Source organism: Cloacibacterium caeni (assembly GCF_907163105.1).
Lineage (GTDB): Bacteria > Bacteroidota > Bacteroidia > Flavobacteriales > Weeksellaceae > Cloacibacterium > Cloacibacterium caeni_A.
This window is the reverse complement of the sequence record NZ_OU015321.1, coordinates 1,482,106-1,499,709: the sequence shown is the minus strand read 5'-3', so window position 1 is coordinate 1,499,709 and position 17,604 is coordinate 1,482,106. Positions and strand designations below refer to the sequence as shown.

The window sequence follows — 17,604 nt, the reverse complement described above, 5'->3', positions numbered from 1 at the left end:
ATTTTTAAAATTTAAACATTTGTTATTTACAGATTTACAATTGATTAAGCCCATCCTTGATGCGCTTATCCAAGAAGGTTATGAAAAACCAACACCTATTCAATCACAAGCGATTCCACATTTATTAGAAGGCAAAGACTTACTAGGAACTGCTCAAACAGGAACCGGAAAAACTGCAGCTTTTGCCATTCCTATTTTGCAAAATCTTTATCATAAAAACACCAAAAACCATCAAATTAAGGCTTTAATTCTTACGCCAACCAGAGAATTAGCGATTCAAATTGAAGAAAGCTTCAAAGCTTACGGAAGACATTTGCCACTGAAAACTTTGGTAATATTTGGAGGCGTAAAACAAGGCGCTCAAGAACAAGCTCTGAAAAAAGGGGTTGATATTTTAGTAGCCACTCCAGGAAGATTACTCGATTTTATCAATCAAGGTATTATTTCGCTCAAAAATTTAGAAATTTTTGTTTTGGATGAAGCAGATAGAATGCTCGATATGGGTTTTGTTCACGATGTGAAAAGAGTAGTGAAGTTGCTTCCGCCGAAAAGACAAACTTTATTTTTCTCAGCGACTTTTCCTAAAGAAATTCAAGAATTGGCGAATTCTATGCTCAGAAATCCTGTAAAAGTAGAAGTTGCTCCTGTTTCTTCAACTGCTGACACGATTAATCAATCGATTTATTTTGTAGAAAAAGACGATAAATTAGATTTACTGACACACATTCTTCAAGACGAAAAGTTAGACCAAGTATTGGTTTTTGCCAGAACAAAACACGGTTCTGATAAAATCGCTAGAAAACTTCATAAAGATAATATTTCAGCAGAAGCGATTCACGGAAATAAATCTCAAAATGCCAGACAAACCGCGCTGAGTAATTTCAAAAATAAGAAAACAAGAGTTTTGGTGGCAACAGATATTGCAGCAAGAGGAATTGATATTGACGATTTAAAATATGTGATTAATTTTGAGCTTTCAGACGTTTCTGAAACTTACGTTCACCGAATTGGTAGAACGGGAAGAGCGGGAGCAGAAGGTACTTCTATTTCGTTTGTAGATGGTCTTGATTTAGTGAACTTGAGAAATACCGAAAAACTCATCGGGAAGAAAATTCCTGTAGTAAAAAATCATCCTTTTCATCCTGAAAAATTAGTTGAGCAAAAAAGAGATTCTAACAATAAACCTTTTGTTCCTAAACCAAAGCCTCAGAAAAAAGAAGACATCAATTTTAAAAAACCGAAAAAGAAAGTTTTTTATAGAAAGAAATAAATGAAAAAATCACAAAAAAGCCGTTTCATTAAATTATGAGCTGGCTTTTTTTATTTGTTGTACTCAAAAGTAGGCTATTTTTTAAAAATATTTTCTTTGGGGTCTATTGCAACTCCTTTTACATCAAATAAACCTAAAACCGTGTGATACAAAAAATCTGTAGTCATTTTTTTATTTTCAATAGAAGCAATTTTTAGAGCTTTTTCTTTATTGTTTTGATAAAATTTCTCCGAAAACCAAATGATAGCTGCAGGATTTTTGATGCTTTCAGATTCTTGTGCGTGTAGCCAATTTCCGTTTTCTCCCAAAGCTTCTCCGTGATCCGAAAGATAAATAAGTAGCGTGTTTGTATTTTGCTTTTCAATATTTCTAATGATATTTTCTAAAAAATAATCCAAAAACAAAATGGTATTATCATAAGAATTGATCATCTCCTGATTAGAATTTGCCTTTACATATTTGCTGTGAATTGTAGGTTTAAACTTTCTAAAATTTTCGCTATATCTATTCTCATAATACCAATGACTACCCATCATGTGAAGTGTTATAAATTGCTTCTCTTGTTTAGAAAAATATTTATAAAAAGGCTTTAACATATGATCATCTAATTTCTTGTGAAAACTAAATTCTGAATGATAAGGGTCTATAAGTTTCCGAAATTTTGAAAATTTTATAAATGGCAAATAACTTATTTCTGGTGTTTGATTTCCTATCCAATATGTATTTATTTTTGCAGAATTCAAAACATCAATCAAAGAATAAAATTTATGACCAACTGAATCTGTAATAGATTGGTTAGTAAGGATTTGTGGGACGCTGATAGCGGTGTATGTTTTGTTGGTATAAACTTTTTTAAGAGAAAAAACATTTTTTCTTGTTGATAAGTAAGGCATTGTATTTCGGTAATAGCCATTCATTGGCAAATGGTCTGCACGTAAACTTTCTCCAATAACAAAAACAACTTGCAAAGTATCAGATTTTGAAATGACTGAATTATTAATTTTCAAAAATTCTAAATCTGGTTTTTTGTAGTATTCTTTTATACCATAATAAACATTGTAAGGTAGCCTATTAGAAAAAATAGAAGGTTTTTTGTAACTTACAACAACAAATATGATTAATGATAATGTTGCAAAAATCGTAATTGGCGATTTTAAAAAGTTGTTTTCTAGTGATTGGTATTTTTTTAGAATAAAAAAAATAAATACAAAAAGAACCACTAAGTAAACAATAAAAGGTAAACTTATTAAATCCGAAACTACATCTGATTTTGTTTCTAGAGTAGCTCTCACAACGCCCTCGTTGATAACAATATCTTGCGTATAAACAAAAAAAGAAGAAATACTACCAATCAAAAACAATATTGGAAAAAAAAGATAAAAAATCAATCGGTTTAAGCTAAGAAAGTACAAAAATCCAAATATTGTAAATTGAAGAAAGACAAGTAATCCTAAATAACTGAACCGATCTTGTAAACCACTCAGCGGAATGTGATAAAACGTAGAAAATGTAATGAAAATCAAAAAAATGATGTTCATAAAAGTATGAAATAACAGCTGGTTTTTATATTTTTTTTGAGCCTCCATTAAGCAAAGGAATGTATTGATTAATAATAAAGCCAATTGGCAACAAGATGATTATTTGAATAATCGAAAAATATAATTTCTGAAATTCTGAAAATTGAAAATTGCTGATATGTAATGCTTTCCATAAAAAAAGTTTAATCAAAGACATCGCCAAAATTTGTAAAGCTAGAATAACAAGGGTAAACTTGCCAATAATTTCTAAAAACCGAAAATAAGGAAAATTTTTGAACAGCAGTAAAAAGGCTAAACTTCCAAAAAAACCATTTGCAAAAAATAAAATTTCGTTTCCATAAATAGATTGGTACATATCTACCTTAACATTAGCCTTGTACTGGAATAGTAAAATATTGATAATAAAGAAAATAATCATCCAAAAAATGCGCTTTTTTTTGGAGGTTTTGTTGATTGTTATATAAATTTGTTTTCCAATAGCCACAAAAAACAAAGACACCAAAGCTATATTTATACTCCAAAATAAAGGAATATCTGATAACTTGGAATACAAAATTCCCAAAAAAGTTAATACTAAAACGGCAAAAAACCATTTTTTTTTGAAATACAATTTGCAAAAAAACAAAAACAAAAATGCCAAAAATAGATTAGGAAGAAACCACATAGGAATTCCCCAATCCATATACTCTTGGCCTCCTTGAGAAAAAAATATACCAATAAAATTTTTTGTGATTGATAAATTTTTTGTAGCACTATCTCCGAAATTTTTGCCTAAAATAATCCAAAAGACAAAAAGAAATATTGCCCAAAAAAAATAAGGAACTATAATGGTTCTGAATTTTTTTTGCAAAAATGTATATGCTGGTTTCTCTGGGGAAAAAAAGCCAGAAATGATGAGAAAAAGAGGCATATGGAAACTATAAATATACTTTTCGGTAACTGGAAAATTATGCCCATAAACTACCAAAAACATTGCAAAACCTCTTGCCTGATCTACCCAGTTTTCTCTTTTCTCCATACGATTTATAGTACTTTTACACAAATATTTTCATTGCATTTTCTGTAGTAATTCTATCAATTTCTGCAAAATCTTTATTGTAAATATTGACGAGTTTTCCAACGACCAAATCCAGGTAAGAACTTTCATTTCTTTTTCCACGATGCGGAACTGGTGCCAAGTATGGAGAATCTGTTTCCAGAACAATTTTTTCTAAAGGAATTTCATGTAAAAATTGGTCTATTTTACCATTTTTAAAAGTGACTACTCCACCAATTCCAAGAACAAAGCCTAAATCAATGGCATGTTTTGCCTGTTCCAAATTTCCGGAGAAGCAGTGGAAAATACCGCGAAGTTTCGGGTGCTTTTTGCGTTCCAGCACTTCAAAAGTTTCATCAAAACTTTCACGCGTGTGAATTACAATCGGCAAATCTCTTTCAATTGCCCAATCAATTTGTTTTTCAAAGGCTTTTACCTGAATATCCAAAGTTGTTTTATCCCAATGCAAATCAATTCCGATTTCACCAATGGCAGGAAATGTTCTCTGGTTCAAATAATTTTCTACAATTTCTAATTCTTTTTCCCAAGTTTCTGGTTTTACATAACAAGGATGCAGCCCCATCATTGCGAAAATTTGATTGGGAAATTCTGCTTCTAATTGAAGCATTTTTTCATGAGATTCTGAATCAATGGCAGGAAGGTAAAACTCTGTTACGCCCTTATTAATGGCGCGTTTTATCATTTCTGTTCTGTCTTCATCAAATTCTTCTGAATATAAGTGTGTATGTGTGTCAATCATTATTTACAAATTTATTTGTATTTTGTCATTCTGAACGAAATACAATGGAGTGAAGAATCTGTTATCAATAGATTCTTCATTCCGCTATGCTGCATTCAGAATGACAAAAATTACATTTATATTTTCATTTTCATCAATAAATCAGTCTGTACATCTTCGCCGAGAGTGAAATCATGTTTTCCGAAGATTTTAAAACCATTTTTTTCGTAAAATTTTATAGCTCTGTGATTTTCTTCCCAAACACCAAGCCAAACATATTCTAAATTCTTTTCTCTTCCGATTTCTATGGCTTTGTCAAAGAGAATTTGTCCGATTTTTTGACCTAAAAACGCTTTTAAAACATAAATTCTTTCAATTTCGAAGTGGTTTTCTTCTAATTTTTCGGTTTGAGCATCTTTGAAATTCAGTTTTAAGTAACCCAAAATTTCATCATTGTTTTCAGCGAAATAAAACTCAGAATTTACATTTTCGAGTTCAGTTTTTAGCTTTTCAATGCTCAGATTTTCATCAAGATATTTTTGCATATCTTCTTCTGTATTCACTTCTTCAAAGGTTTCCTTGAAGGTTTGAATACTGAGATTTCTAAGCGTTTCTAAATCGTCAATATTGATTTTTCTGATTTTCATATTTTAGGTTTTGGCTAAAGCCAATTGAAATTTGCTATTTTAAAAACGGGCTAAAGCCCGTTCCTATTGATTACTTATTCTAATTTAAAAGTTACAGATAAACTTGCTGAAAATCCTATTTTTCTGAAATTCAAATCAGCAGGTTCAAATTCTTGTTGTGTTTTATTACTATAGCCTAAAGTATTTATGCCTCTTATCATTAATTGATTATTTGCTTGAGGTATTTCTAAAGTTTTGATAAAAATGGCATTACCCACTTTTTGTCCAATTGCATTGGCGATATTATTAGCATTTTTCTTTGCTTTAATAATCGCTCTTCTTTTGAGGTCAGCTAAAATTTTTTCCTCTTGAGAATGTTGAGTTTTAAGAAGTTGTATGTTAGAAATATCTTCATTTTCAAGTTCTTGAATTACTTTACCTGCTGTTAATCCATCAAAAACTAATAAATCATAAGATTTGGTTTTCATTACATCAGTAGTTTTCAAAACATATTTTTTATAACTGCTTCCTAAGTCATTCATTAACAATTGTTTATTGGTGTCGATTCCTAAATTTTTAAGTTTTTGAACCATGATGTTTTCTAGTTCTTCAACAGACTTTTTATTTTTAGTATCGTTTTCAGAAATAGTAATTTTAAGATAAATTCTATCAGGAATTACTAAAGTATCCGCTTCTGCAGAAGTTTCTAAATAAGGTTGATCTATGAAATTTTTAGTTTGAGAAAACACAAACGAAACAATAAATAAAGCGATGATGGTCATTAAATTTTTCATAATAAATATTTGTTTTAAAGATGGTTGTTTTTTTATTTAAGTTGGAATTTTTAGAAAATCTTATGCTTTACTTTCGCTTGTTGAAAAACTATTTTTTCTTTCAATTTTTCTAAAAATTCCAAATATTTTGGAGATTTTTCATCATTCGGTCTGTGTTCTAAAGCTGCTTTTATTTTGTAGTTTTCAGTAATGAAATCTTTTACTTCTTCTGAAAAATAAGCATTGCAGAATTTTTCCCAAATATACTGTATCGCTTGATTATTAGGATGAATTAAGTCTTCTTTGTAAAACCTGTAATCACGCAAATCGTCCATCATGATTTCGTAAATCGGTAAATAATGACAGTTTTCGAAATGGGGAAGTGTTTCATGAAGTGCACAAATCAGCTTAGATTTACTCAATTGATTTTCGGTCATTCCATCTTTGGTATGACGAACTGGTGAAACCGTAAATAGAATCTGAACGTCATTTTCGCAAATATCTTTTAGATTTTCTATGGTTTCTGTGATGGAATTTTTCAATTCTTCATCTGTTAAAAGTCTTTTGTTGAAAAACTTTTGCGGAATTTTATGACAATTGGCAACCAATTGATTTTTAGGCAAGAATTCATAGATAAATGAAGTTCCGTAGGTGATAATCACCCAATTGGTTTTTTGTAGAAATTGATTTCCTGTTTCTATGTTTTGATTGATTCTTTCTAGGGTTTTATGTGCATAAAAACTGTTGAAAGAAGTGTGGTGGTTCAGCGAAATGTACTCTTGATTATAAAGAATTAAATCTTCTTCTTTGTACTTTTTGCAATCGTGTAGATTTTGGATGGCGATATTCAACGAAAATGGGTTAAAAATCGTTCCAAAAGGATTGCAAAGTGTCTGTATTTGTCCGTTTTTGAGCAGTTGAGACATTTCTGCAGCAAAGCAAGAACCGACAGAAAAAATGCTGTCGGTTAAAAGGATTTTCTTTTCAGAAATAGGAATATTAACTTCTGTTCTGAATTTCATTTTAAGAGTTTCTTCTTAATAAATAATTAGCCAATTCCATGAAAGGTTTTTTCTTTTCTTCTGGTGCGTCTATTTTTTTTAAGAAATCGTGACCTATTTCGTTGTGTTTTTGAATCAGTCTAAGCACTTTTTCGTCTACTTTATTTCTTCTAAAAATTTTCTCTACGCTGTAGATTTTGTCTACATTTTCAGTTTTTTTAGAATACCAAAAATCGAGTTCTTTTTTCTCTGCTTCATTGGCATGTTCCATCGCAAGGAGATAAAGCACGGTTTTTTTGTTTTCATAAATATCACCAGCGTGTTTTTTACCAAACTGTTCTACATTCCCAAAAACATCTAAATAATCATCCATAATTTGGAACGCAATACCAATGTGTTTTCCGAAATTATAAAGAAGTTCTGCGTCTTCTTTTTTAGCACCAGCAATGAGTGCTCCAATTTGGAACGAAGCGGCACTTAGAACTCCTGTCTTATTGGTAATCATTTCTATGTAATCATCATAGGTTACGTTTTCCATGGTTTCGAAGTTCACATCCATTTGTTGACCTTCACATAAAACAGCACCTGTTTCAGAGAAAATTTTAATACATTCTTTGAAAAGTTCTGGTTCTAAATCTTCAAAAAATTGGTAAGCTTTTATCAGCAATGCATCCCCGGAAAGTATGCCGATATTGATTCCGTGTAAAGTATGAATGGTAGGTTTTCCTCTTCTGAGTGGTGCTTCATCCATAATATCATCATGAATGAGTGTGAAATTATGGAAAAACTCTATGGCAAGAGCTGGTTTCATTGCTTTTTCTATGTCTCCACCAAAAAGTTCGTTAGCCATAAGAACCATAATGGGTCTTAATCTTTTTCCGCCATGAGAAATGATGTAATTCATGGGTTCGTAAAGTTCGGTTGGCTTATTTTTGAAGGAGTGTTTTTCAATTGCTTTGGCAACTATTTCTTGATATCTGTCTATGAATTCCATACATGTTAATTTTTACAAAAATACAATTCTTAAGGTTTAAAAAAAAGAAAAACTACTTGTAAAGACAAGTAGTTTCAATATTATTTTAAAAATATTTTTTTTATAAAGCGATTACACCAAGATAGCATAATGCTGCAATAACTGCACTGATAGGAATAGTAATTACCCATGCCCAAAGTAAACTGATGGTAACTCCCCATCTTACTGCAGAAACTCTTTTGGTAAGTCCTACACCAATAATAGAACCTGTAATGGTGTGTGTAGTAGATACAGGAATACCAAGGTGATCGGTAAGGAATAAGGTAATTGCACCAGCTGTTTCAGCACTTACACCTTCTAATGGAGTTACTTTAGTAATTCTAGTACCCATGGTTTTTACAATTTTCCAACCACCACTCATTGTTCCTAAACCGATGGCTAAGAATGATACGAATGGTACCCAAATGTAATCCGTGGTGAAGTGATTAAAACGATCAGCACTTTCCATGGTAGCATATACATCTGTACCACCAATCATATTTACGTGGTAGTAAATAACAGCAGCACCTATGATTCCCATTACTTTTTGCGCATCATTTAATCCGTGACCTAAACTGAAAAGTGCAGAAGAAAACAACTGCCATTTTTTAAATTGTTGATCAGCTTTGTGTGGATTAGATTTTTTAGAAAAATACACAATAATTAAAGTAATGATTACCGAAACAATCATCCCGATAATTGGTGCTAAGAAGATGAATAAAAAGATAGGAATTACCTTTTCATATTTTACTACATTTTGGGTAAAGAGTTCACTAAATGCGTACTTAATTTTTTCTATTAAGGTGAAATCTGGATGAGCTAGAGCTACTGCATTATAGTCTAAAACTAAAGCATGCATAAGAGCAGCTCCTAAGAAACCACCGATAAGTGTGTGTGATGATGATGAAGGAATACCAAACCACCAGGTTAATAAATTCCAAGCGATAGCCGCAATCAATCCTGAAAAAATTACTTCTAAGGTAATGTAATTTTCATTTACTGTTTTGGCGATGGTATTACCGATTTTAAATTCTCCGATGACGTATGCTGCAAAGAAAAAAGCAACAAAATTCCAAAGTGCAGCCCATAATACTGCCTGAAACGGCGATAGTACTTTAGTAGAAACTATGGTTGCAATAGAATTCGCGGCATCGTGGAAACCGTTGATAAAATCAAAAATTAATGCAAGTGCAATAATGATGATTAATAGTAAGGGAAAATCCATTCTCTATAAATTTTTAAGGTTAATGAAAATAGATTTATGCGTATTTAATAACAATGTTTTCAATGGTATTGGCTACGTCTTCCGCTTTATCAGTTACGATTTCTAGATATTCTAAAACTGATTTTACTTTAATGATTTTGATTGGGTCATTGCTTTCAAAAACATCTACAATTCCTTGGCTCAATACATCATCTGCAATGTTTTCGTAAGAATTAATTTTGATGCAAGATTCTTTAACTTCTTTAGGATTTGCAAACTCTTTTAAGTTTTTAATCGCGTTTTGAATTTCTACACAAGATTTGTAAATCAATAAAGAAAGCTCTGAATATTGTTTTACTTCTGGGCTCTTATACAAATAGATGTATTTAGCTGAAGCAAATAAATAATCTGCGATGTCATCTAAACCAGCTGCAAGATAATTAATATCTTCTCTGTCAAAAGGAGTGATGAAGTTTTCACCTAATTGCACAAAAATTTCGTGAGTAAGGTCATCCATTTGATGTTCGTAATCACTCATTTTTTTTAACAAAGTATCATCATTGATGTCAAAATCTGTAATTCCTTCGTGAAATTCTTTTGACATGTCTATCAATTTTTCTGCTACTTGTTCAAACAATACAAAGAAAATTTTGTCTTTTGGTTGAAATGCTCTGAAAATGTTTCCAATTCCCATTGTTTTATATTTAATTATAATTTGTTGCAAATTTCTGAAAAAAATGTGGTGCGATTGTTATAGTTTTGTTAAGTTTTATTAACATTAACTTAATCTGCTACGTTGTAATGTTCATGATGCCCGAGTTTAGCTCTGTCTAAGGTGAAATTAAATGCTAAATACAAGAAATGTAAGCTTCTAAGGTTAGGATTAAGTTCTCTTTGCCACATATAGCCTAGATTGGTAGAAACGCTTGAATTAAATACATATCCTACACCTCCGAAAATTCTATTTCTCTTAAATAAATCTCCATTTGGACCAATGAAAAGCTCGTCAAAAGCATTCGCAAAAATGGTTTTTGGAGCCATTTTATCACTGTTAAGAGGCAGTGTTAATGCAGTTCTGAATCTGTATCTTTCGTCATTAGTATTTACGTCTGTAATTGCGTTATGAAAGAAACGTTTTTCGAGACGTATTCTATTGTCAATCTTTAATTTATCTACATTAATGGAATAAGTGTGTTGTAACCAAATTCTGAATTCTTCATTGGCAATTCTGTTTTCTTTGTAGGTTGCGTATCTTCCTAAACCTACGAAAAATTGGTTGCTTTTATTGGGATTATAACCTATTCCTCCTTTGATTTCGTAATAATCGGGTTTGCTAAAATCTTCTATTGAACGTTCTTGCAATTCTAAGTAAGCATTCCATTTTGGGTTATGTTTGTAATTGAGTGAAACTACAGCAAAACCAGAAAGATGTTCTGAACTATTGGTTTGAGATTTTGCGAAAAGTGCAAAACTAAAAATAAAGATAATGCAAAATTTGCGTATCATTAGAATGCTTTTTTTGAGTGGTGCGAAGCTAATCATAATAAAGAAAATTAATGTTACGGTAATGTTAAATTAACATATAAAATAAATGTTTACCATAACTTTAAAAAGTTTATTTCTTCACAAATGTACACAAAATAAAAAAACGCTACCGAAAAAGTAGCGTTTTTATGTTATGTAAGAAAAAAATTAGTTGGCCACTTCGGCGCGCATATCTTTTCCTTTGAATTTCTGAGTTTGTAAACCTTTTAGAACTTCATCTTTGAAAGATTTTTCAACTTCGAAGAATGAGAATTTTTCTAGAATTTCTATATCACCTATGTCTGCACGTTTCTTAGATTTAGCCGTAGCTTTATTGATGATTTCTAGCATGTCCATTTTCTTTAAATTGTCTCTTTTACCAAGGTTAAAGAAAAATCTGGTCATGTTTTCGTTTCTTCGTTTTGGTTTTCCTCCTCTTTCTCTTCCACCATCTCTGTCAGAACGTCTATCACCTCTGTCACCTCTATCTCTGTCTCTTCCTCTATCTCTGTCACGGTCTCTTCTGCTACCTCTATCGTCTCTATCGTTTGAGAATTTTTGGTCTGCCAAGTCTTTTTTGTCTTTGTAGAAAAGTGCTAAGTCTCTTAATTGTAATTGTAATAATTGGTGAACCAATTCTTCTTTAGAGAATGCAGATAAATCAGGGATTAAGCTGTCATCAAAAGTAAATAAATCTTCGTGTTCTGTAAACAGTTTTTCAAAAACACCTTCTACTTGAGCTTTGATGATTTCTTCACCCGTTGGGATTTTCTTCTCTACAATTTCAATTTTTGTAGAAAGTTTAATTTGTTTTAGTTTTCTAGATTCTTCAGGTTTAATTAAAGACATAGAAATACCATCTTTACCAGCTCTACCTGTTCTACCACTTCTGTGTACGAAAACTTCTGGATCATCTGGAAGCGAGTAGTGAATTACGTGCGTAAGAGAATTTACATCTAAACCTCTAGCTGCTACGTCTGTTGCAACCAAAATATCAATGTTTTTCAAACGGAATTTTTTCATTACCGTATCTCTCTGCGCTTGAGATAAATCACCGTGAAGTGCATCTGCTGCGTAAGCATTTTGCATCAAGAAATCTGCAACTTCTTGAGTTTCCATTCTTGTTCTACAGAAAATAATAGAATACTGATTAGGATTTGCATCCAATAATCTTTTTAGAGCTTCTTTTTTCTGTCTGTAGCCTACCACATAATATTCGTGCTTAATGTTTTTCTTAACTTCGTTAATAGAACCTACAGAAATTCTGTGTGGATTGGTTAGATAATTTTTGGTAATACGTTCTACTTCTTTGCTCATCGTAGCAGAGAAAAGTAACGTTTGTTTTTCAGAAGGAGTTTCGTTTAAAATAGTTTCCAAATCATCTTTGAAACCCATAGAAAGCATTTCATCAGCTTCGTCTAAAACGAGCCAATGGATTTCTGAAAAATCTAAAGCTTTTCTACCAATTAAATCAATTACACGTCCTGGAGTTCCTACAATAATTTGTGGTTTCTCACGAAGTGAACGAATTTGGTCTGTAATACTGCTTCCTCCATAAACTGCGGTAGTTTTTAGGTTAGGAAGGTACTTTGTATAGTTTTTAATGTCTTTGGTAATCTGAAGGCAAAGTTCACGAGTAGGGCAAAGCACTAATAACTGGATTTTACAACTTGCGTCGTCTATCATATCCAGAATCGGAAGCGAAAATGCTGCTGTTTTGCCTGTTCCTGTTGCCGCAAGTGCGATGAGATCGCGAGTATCCGAAAGGATAAAAGGAATAGTCTGTTTCTGGATTTCTGTCGGCTGTTCGTAGCCGAGTTCGCCAATTGCCTTCAATAAATCAGGACTTAAATTGGATTCCGTAAATAAATTCATTTAAAGATCGTCTATAATAATTAAGTGGCAAAGATAGTGATTTTATTTTTAATAAAAAAAATAGGGTTTTATTGGGGATTTTTTAATGTGCTTTGAATGTTGGGTGATGGATGATGGAAGTTTTTTTGTCATTGCGAGAAAGGAGCAAAGCGAATGAACAAGATAAATAAAACATATTGTTTGTCATTCAGAATGAATCTCAATGTAATTTTTTAAAATATCAGCAAAATTTATTTTTCCTTTTTGACTCAAGCCACCATACTTCATATTTGGAGAAAATGGTTTTGAAGATGTCATTCCACAGTCTTTCCAACAAAGCCATAAAACGCCTATTTCATTATTTTTTTTTATCAAAAAATCTAAATAAATATTCTGATTCATTAACATCCCATGTTGTTTCATAATAATCGAAATTTTCACTACTATTAAGTAAGTTGACTAATTTTTTTGTATCTTTTTGGTTTAATGTTTTTGATGTAATTCTACTAATTAAAAATTGGTTTTTATAAATTTTACAGTATGAAACTTCTTTTCTTGGAAATTTATATTTAGGATTGTTAAAACTTTTTTCTATCATTTTTTGAACATCTTCTTCTGATTCAAAATTGAAAAAAGTGTTTTGAATTTCTCTATCGAATATTTTAGAATCAAAAAAATATCTATCTTTAAAATCCAAAAATGAAATTAATAGTACTGATAATGTCAAAAAAGAAGTTTTAATAATAGTTTTCATGAGTTTTTATTCAAAAATACATATAATTATGCAATCATCCACCCTTCAATTTCTTAGAAATTTAGAAAAGAATAACAACAGAGATTGGTTTAATGAAAATAAAACGCTTTATCAAGAAGCGCAACAAGATGTGATTTCTTTTGTGGAAAAATTAATTGAAGAAATGGCGGATTTTGATGAAGAAATGGGAAAATTAGAGGCTAAAAAATCTGTTTTTAGGATTTATAGAGATACAAGGTTTTCTAAAGATAAAACACCTTATAAAACCAACTTCGGAGCTGGTTTAGGAATGGGTAAAGGCAATAAAATTTCAGGATATTATTTGCATATAGAACCCGGAAAATCTTTTTTGGCAGGTGGCGTTTATAAGCCAGAACCATCAGTTTTAAAAACGATAAGACAAGAAATTTCTGCTTTTGGTGACGAGTTCAAAGCGATTTTAGAACAAGATGAGTTTAGAAATTATTTTCGTGGATTAAGTGTAGAAGATAAACTCAAAAAAGTGCCTCAAGGTTTTGAAAAAGATGATAAAATGGCTGAATATTTAAAACTCAAGCATTTTATCGTAACACATCCCGTCTCTGATGAGCAATTGCTCAGTGAAAATGCGGTTAAAGAATTTACCGAAATTTTCAAAGCCATGAAGCCGCTCAATGATTTTTTACAAACGCCTTTTATATAAGAAAAAGTCAGAGTGTAATTACTCTGACTTTTTTATTTTGATTGACCCGTCCTAAAATAAGTTTACACCCAATAGACTTATTATGGAAAATCGAGAGAAGACAGTAGAAAAGCGTACACAACAAGATTACACAATGGCTTTTAAATTAGGTATTGTAAGCCGTGTAGAAAAGGGCGAATTCACTTACAAACAGGCACAACAACATTACGGTATCCAAGGTAGAAGCACCGTTTTGGTTTGGCTCAGAAAATATGGTAATTTAGATTGGAGCAAACCCACCATTCATACCATGTTACAATCCAAAGAAACACCCGCCGAAAAGATTAAAAGATTAGAGAAAGAATTAGCTGATGAGAAACTGAAAACCAAAGTTCTCAATATGATGATTGATATCTCCGACAAGCAATACGGCACACAGATCCGAAAAAAGTTTACGCCCAAACAGTCAGACAACTCCAAGAAAAAGGATTGAGTTTATCCAAAATCTGCAGATTGTTTGGGATAAGCAGACAAGCCATTTACCAGCAGCGCCAAAGATTATGTGTTCGGGAAAAAGAATTGGAGAAAGTTAAACAATTCGTTGAGGAGATTCGTTTAGAACAGCCCAGAATAGGAACAAGAAAACTTTATTATTTGCTTAAAAATAAGTTCAAGCTTGAAAAGATAAAAATAGGCAGAGATGCGCTGTTCAATTATTTACGAAGAGAAAACCTGCTTATTTATCCTAAGAAAAGATATACAAGAACAACTTTCTCCAAACACTGGCTCAGAAAACACCCCAACCTTTTGAAAACGACTTGCCTAAAAAGAAAAGAACAGGTATTTGTAAGCGATATCACTTATATAAAAACCAAAACGAATGTCTGTTATTTATCTTTGGTTACGGATGCTTACAGCAGAAAAATAATGGGTTACGAATTAAGTGAAAATATGAATGCTGAAAATGTAGTCAAAGCTCTGAAAATGGCCGTTAAAAACAGAACAACACATCTTCCGCTTATTCATCACTCAGACAGGGGATTGCAATATTGCTCAGAAGTGTATCAGAAAGTACTTGTTGAAAACAAAATAAAACCCTCAATGACAGATGGCTATGATTGTTATCAAAATGCTTTGGCAGAAAGAATAAACGGAATATTGAAGCAGGAATTTTTAATTTATAAATGCAAAAACATTCAGGATTTAAAACAAATGGTTAAAGAAAGTATTTATATTTACAACAACAAAAGACCACATCTTAGTCTGAAGATGAAAACCCCGGAAACAATCCACAAAAAATCCGGAAAATCAATATCTTCCGGATTGGTATTTTAATGTAAAACTTGTAAACCTATTTTAGGATTAGTCAGATAAATCGTCTATCGTTTTCTGAATCTCTGGATCATCTGGAGAAATCGCGTAATATTTAGCAATTCCAGATTTTTGATTCACAATTAAGTATCTCGGAATCCAGTTGAGGTCTATATAGTTATTAAAATCATTTTTCCAACCTACATGAAACCAATAATTTTCTTTTTGAGTCATTTCATGTTTTTCTAATCCTTTCTTCCAAGCTTCTTCGTTTCGGTCTAGAGAAAGGAAAATAAACTTCACATTCGGGTTTTTATCTTCTAATTCCTTAGCTTTTGGCATTGCTTTTAGACAGTCTCTACACCAACTTGCCCATAAATCAAACACCACAATTTTTCCTTTATTTTGCTCTAAAATTTTAGAAATACTGATGGTTTTACCATTGATGTCGGTTACTTTTTGAGCTAAAGCTTCTTTAGAAAATTTGGTTTTCAAAACTTTTGGAACTTGTTGCGAGACTCCCCATCCAAAGATGAGAAGCGCAAACAATAGGATGAACTTTTTCATATTTTTTAAAAACAGAATTTTAATTATAATTTTTCATACAAAACTATGCCAAATTCTGAATCTATGGAAACTTTTCCGTTGGTAACTTTTGCAGTTTTTCCACTATAAGCGTCTCTTAATCTTGTTCCGTTCTCGAAAATTCCTGTTACAGAAACTTCCTTTACGCCAGGATTTAAGTCCAAACCTACTAAAACTTTGTCGTCTTTATAAGTTCTGGTAAACCAATACGGTGAATTAGAAACCATCTGATGTTTTCCAGCGCCTATTGCTGCGTGATTTCTACGGAACTGACCTAGTTTTTGCCAGTGTGTTAATGCTTTTTGGGTTTCAGGATTGTTTTTCACCTCGTCCCAATTCATATTGCTTCTTAGGTTGGCATCGCCAATTGCACCTTCCACGATTAATTTTCTAGCGGTTTCGTCGCCGTAATAAACTTGCGAAATTCCCGGAGTGAGTAGAAGTTTGGTTCCCGCTTCGTAATTTCTTTTTCTTTCTTTGTCAAAAGGATCACCGTCATCGTGAGAAGAAATATAGTTCATTACAGTATTTTCAGAAAGGTCTGCGTGCAAAATTTGATCATAATTGCTGAAGATTTCTTCATAAGATTTATTGGCATCTCCTTTGAAATCGAAATTAATTAAAGAATTCAATCCGTTTTGGTAATAATTAACTTTTTTGTCCCCAAAATCATACAATTTTTTCTGAGAAATTCCGTAACCATAAAGTTCTCCAATGGTGAAGAATGGTGAGTTGTCTAGAATTTTTTTAGGATTGTTTAATTTATATTCAGCAAAAGCAAGGTCGCAAACTTTTTTGAAATCTTTCCAAACGTCTTCATTAGTGTGTTTCAGGGTGTCCATTCTGTAACCATCAATTCCATATTTTACGATATAATCAGCAAGCCATTTCATAATGTAATATTTTGGCGCTCTCGGAAATCCAGTTTTCACGAAAAATACATTCAGTTCAGACATTTCTTTTTCGTAACGGCCTTCTTTTCTCCATTTTTGTTCTAACATTGGCGGAAGTCCTACATTTTCATCACTTTCTGTAATTACATCTGGTAAATTTTTAACCAAAGTACAAGCAGTGGTCATTTCAAAAGAATTGTAAGTACATTGTGGTTCTGTTCTTACCCATTTGTTAGGATATTCTGGGTCTGCATAAGTAACGGGACCAGTGTGATTAATCACCGCATCTAATACGATTCTTATTCCGTTTTGGTGCGCTTTTTCTACCAATTCTTTTAAATCTTCTTCAGTTCCAAAGTTTGGGTCAAGAGCGGTCCAATCTTTTGTCCAATATCCATGAAAAGCATAAGTAAGACCTGTTCCTTCGTCTGTAGCGCCGTGAATTTGTTCTACAATTGGAGTAAGCCAAATTGCGTTAATTCCTAATTTATTGAAATAACCTTCGTCTATTTTTTGAATAACACCTCTTATATCGCCACCTTCGAAACCTCTTAAAAAAGCTGCTTTTTCGGTTCTATTGAAATTGACGTCATTGTCAGGATTTCCATTGTTGAATCTATCGGTCACTGCGAAATATACATTGGCTCCTTTCCAATCAAATGATGATGGAGTTGTGGTATTTTGTGATGCGCAACTTGCTAAAAAAGCTAACGCGGAAGCTAAAACTATTTTTTTCATAAAGAATCTTATTATTTGAAATGAAAGCAATTTTAAGGCTAAATTTCTTTAACTCAAAAAAATGGCGGCATAAATTTAAGGAATA

At 31.9% G+C, this 17,604-nt stretch carries 17 protein-coding genes; 3 read left to right on the top strand and 14 right to left on the bottom strand.

Translation table 11 applies throughout. The features are described from left to right. Positions 1-19: 19 nt before the first annotated feature. On the top strand, positions 20-1,270 hold the full coding sequence (locus KKQ76_RS06815) for a DEAD/DEAH box helicase (protein WP_213196421.1): 1,251 nt from the start codon (positions 20-22) through the stop codon (positions 1,268-1,270). Positions 1,271-1,344: 74 nt separating this feature from the next. On the opposite strand, the gene KKQ76_RS06810 is transcribed toward KKQ76_RS06815, so the two are convergent. From KKQ76_RS06810 to KKQ76_RS06755, 12 genes are all read right to left on the bottom strand, one after another. Then, positions 1,345-2,808, bottom strand: a complete 1,464-nt coding sequence (locus KKQ76_RS06810; protein WP_246501359.1) for a phosphoethanolamine transferase — start codon at positions 2,806-2,808, stop codon at positions 1,345-1,347. Positions 2,809-2,833: 25 nt separating this feature from the next. Then, on the bottom strand, positions 2,834-3,826 hold the full coding sequence (locus tag KKQ76_RS06805; protein ID WP_213196418.1) for an acyltransferase family protein: 993 nt from the start codon (positions 3,824-3,826) through the stop codon (positions 2,834-2,836). Positions 3,827-3,842: 16 nt separating this feature from the next. After that, positions 3,843-4,604, bottom strand: a complete 762-nt coding sequence (locus KKQ76_RS06800) for a TatD family hydrolase (protein ID WP_213196417.1) — start codon at positions 4,602-4,604, stop codon at positions 3,843-3,845. Between the two features lie 116 nt (positions 4,605-4,720). Next, positions 4,721-5,230, bottom strand: a complete 510-nt coding sequence (locus KKQ76_RS06795) for a GNAT family N-acetyltransferase (RefSeq protein ID WP_213196415.1) — start codon at positions 5,228-5,230, stop codon at positions 4,721-4,723. A gap of 74 nt (positions 5,231-5,304) precedes the next feature. Next, positions 5,305-6,003: an SIMPL domain-containing protein gene (locus KKQ76_RS06790; RefSeq protein ID WP_213196414.1), complete on the bottom strand. Its 699-nt coding sequence runs from the start codon at positions 6,001-6,003 to the stop codon at positions 5,305-5,307. Between the two features lie 50 nt (positions 6,004-6,053). Then, complete coding sequence (locus tag KKQ76_RS06785) at positions 6,054-7,004, bottom strand: GSCFA domain-containing protein (RefSeq protein ID WP_213196412.1); 951 nt, start codon at positions 7,002-7,004, stop codon at positions 6,054-6,056. A 1-nt stretch (position 7,005) separates the two neighbouring features. Then, positions 7,006-7,977, bottom strand: coding sequence for a polyprenyl synthetase family protein (locus KKQ76_RS06780; protein WP_213196410.1), 972 nt, complete (start codon positions 7,975-7,977; stop codon positions 7,006-7,008). Positions 7,978-8,077: 100 nt separating this feature from the next. Beyond that, positions 8,078-9,220 carry an inorganic phosphate transporter gene (locus KKQ76_RS06775; RefSeq protein WP_213196408.1) on the bottom strand — a complete coding sequence of 381 codons (1,143 nt, stop codon included), beginning with the start codon at positions 9,218-9,220 and terminating at the stop codon, positions 8,078-8,080. Between the two features lie 34 nt (positions 9,221-9,254). Further along, positions 9,255-9,893 carry a DUF47 domain-containing protein gene (locus KKQ76_RS06770; RefSeq protein ID WP_213188710.1) on the bottom strand — a complete coding sequence of 213 codons (639 nt, stop codon included), beginning with the start codon at positions 9,891-9,893 and terminating at the stop codon, positions 9,255-9,257. 89 nt (positions 9,894-9,982) lie between these two features. Then, positions 9,983-10,705: a DUF2490 domain-containing protein gene (locus KKQ76_RS06765; protein ID WP_246501358.1), complete on the bottom strand. Its 723-nt coding sequence runs from the start codon at positions 10,703-10,705 to the stop codon at positions 9,983-9,985. A 186-nt stretch (positions 10,706-10,891) separates the two neighbouring features. After that, the gene (locus KKQ76_RS06760) at positions 10,892-12,598 is read right to left on the bottom strand and encodes a DEAD/DEAH box helicase (RefSeq protein ID WP_213196405.1); all 1,707 of its coding nucleotides are present in this window, start codon (positions 12,596-12,598) and stop codon (positions 10,892-10,894) included. A 337-nt stretch (positions 12,599-12,935) separates the two neighbouring features. After that, positions 12,936-13,331 (bottom strand): hypothetical protein, encoded by a 396-nt coding sequence (locus KKQ76_RS06755; protein ID WP_213196403.1) that lies wholly within the window; start codon positions 13,329-13,331, stop codon positions 12,936-12,938. A gap of 28 nt (positions 13,332-13,359) precedes the next feature. On the opposite strand from KKQ76_RS06755, the gene KKQ76_RS06750 reads away from it, so the two are divergent. Both KKQ76_RS06750 and KKQ76_RS06745 read left to right on the top strand, forming a co-directional pair. Next, a complete protein-coding gene (locus tag KKQ76_RS06750) occupies positions 13,360-14,013 on the top strand; it encodes a DUF2461 domain-containing protein (protein WP_213196402.1) in 654 nt (217 codons plus the stop codon). 82 nt (positions 14,014-14,095) lie between these two features. Further along, positions 14,096-15,327, top strand: a protein-coding gene (locus tag KKQ76_RS06745; RefSeq protein ID WP_246501297.1) for an IS3 family transposase whose coding sequence is annotated in 2 segments (ribosomal slippage) — positions 14,096-14,444 and positions 14,444-15,327 — 1,233 coding nt in all. Because the reading frame shifts where the segments join, the coding sequence is not laid out codon by codon here. Between the two features lie 27 nt (positions 15,328-15,354). On the opposite strand, the gene KKQ76_RS06740 is transcribed toward KKQ76_RS06745, so the two are convergent. Further along, on the bottom strand, positions 15,355-15,870 hold the full coding sequence (locus KKQ76_RS06740) for a TlpA family protein disulfide reductase (protein ID WP_213196401.1): 516 nt from the start codon (positions 15,868-15,870) through the stop codon (positions 15,355-15,357). Positions 15,871-15,893: 23 nt separating this feature from the next. Then, positions 15,894-17,519, bottom strand: coding sequence for an alpha-amylase family glycosyl hydrolase (locus KKQ76_RS06735; RefSeq protein WP_213196400.1), 1,626 nt, complete (start codon positions 17,517-17,519; stop codon positions 15,894-15,896). Positions 17,520-17,604: the final 85 nt, after the last annotated feature.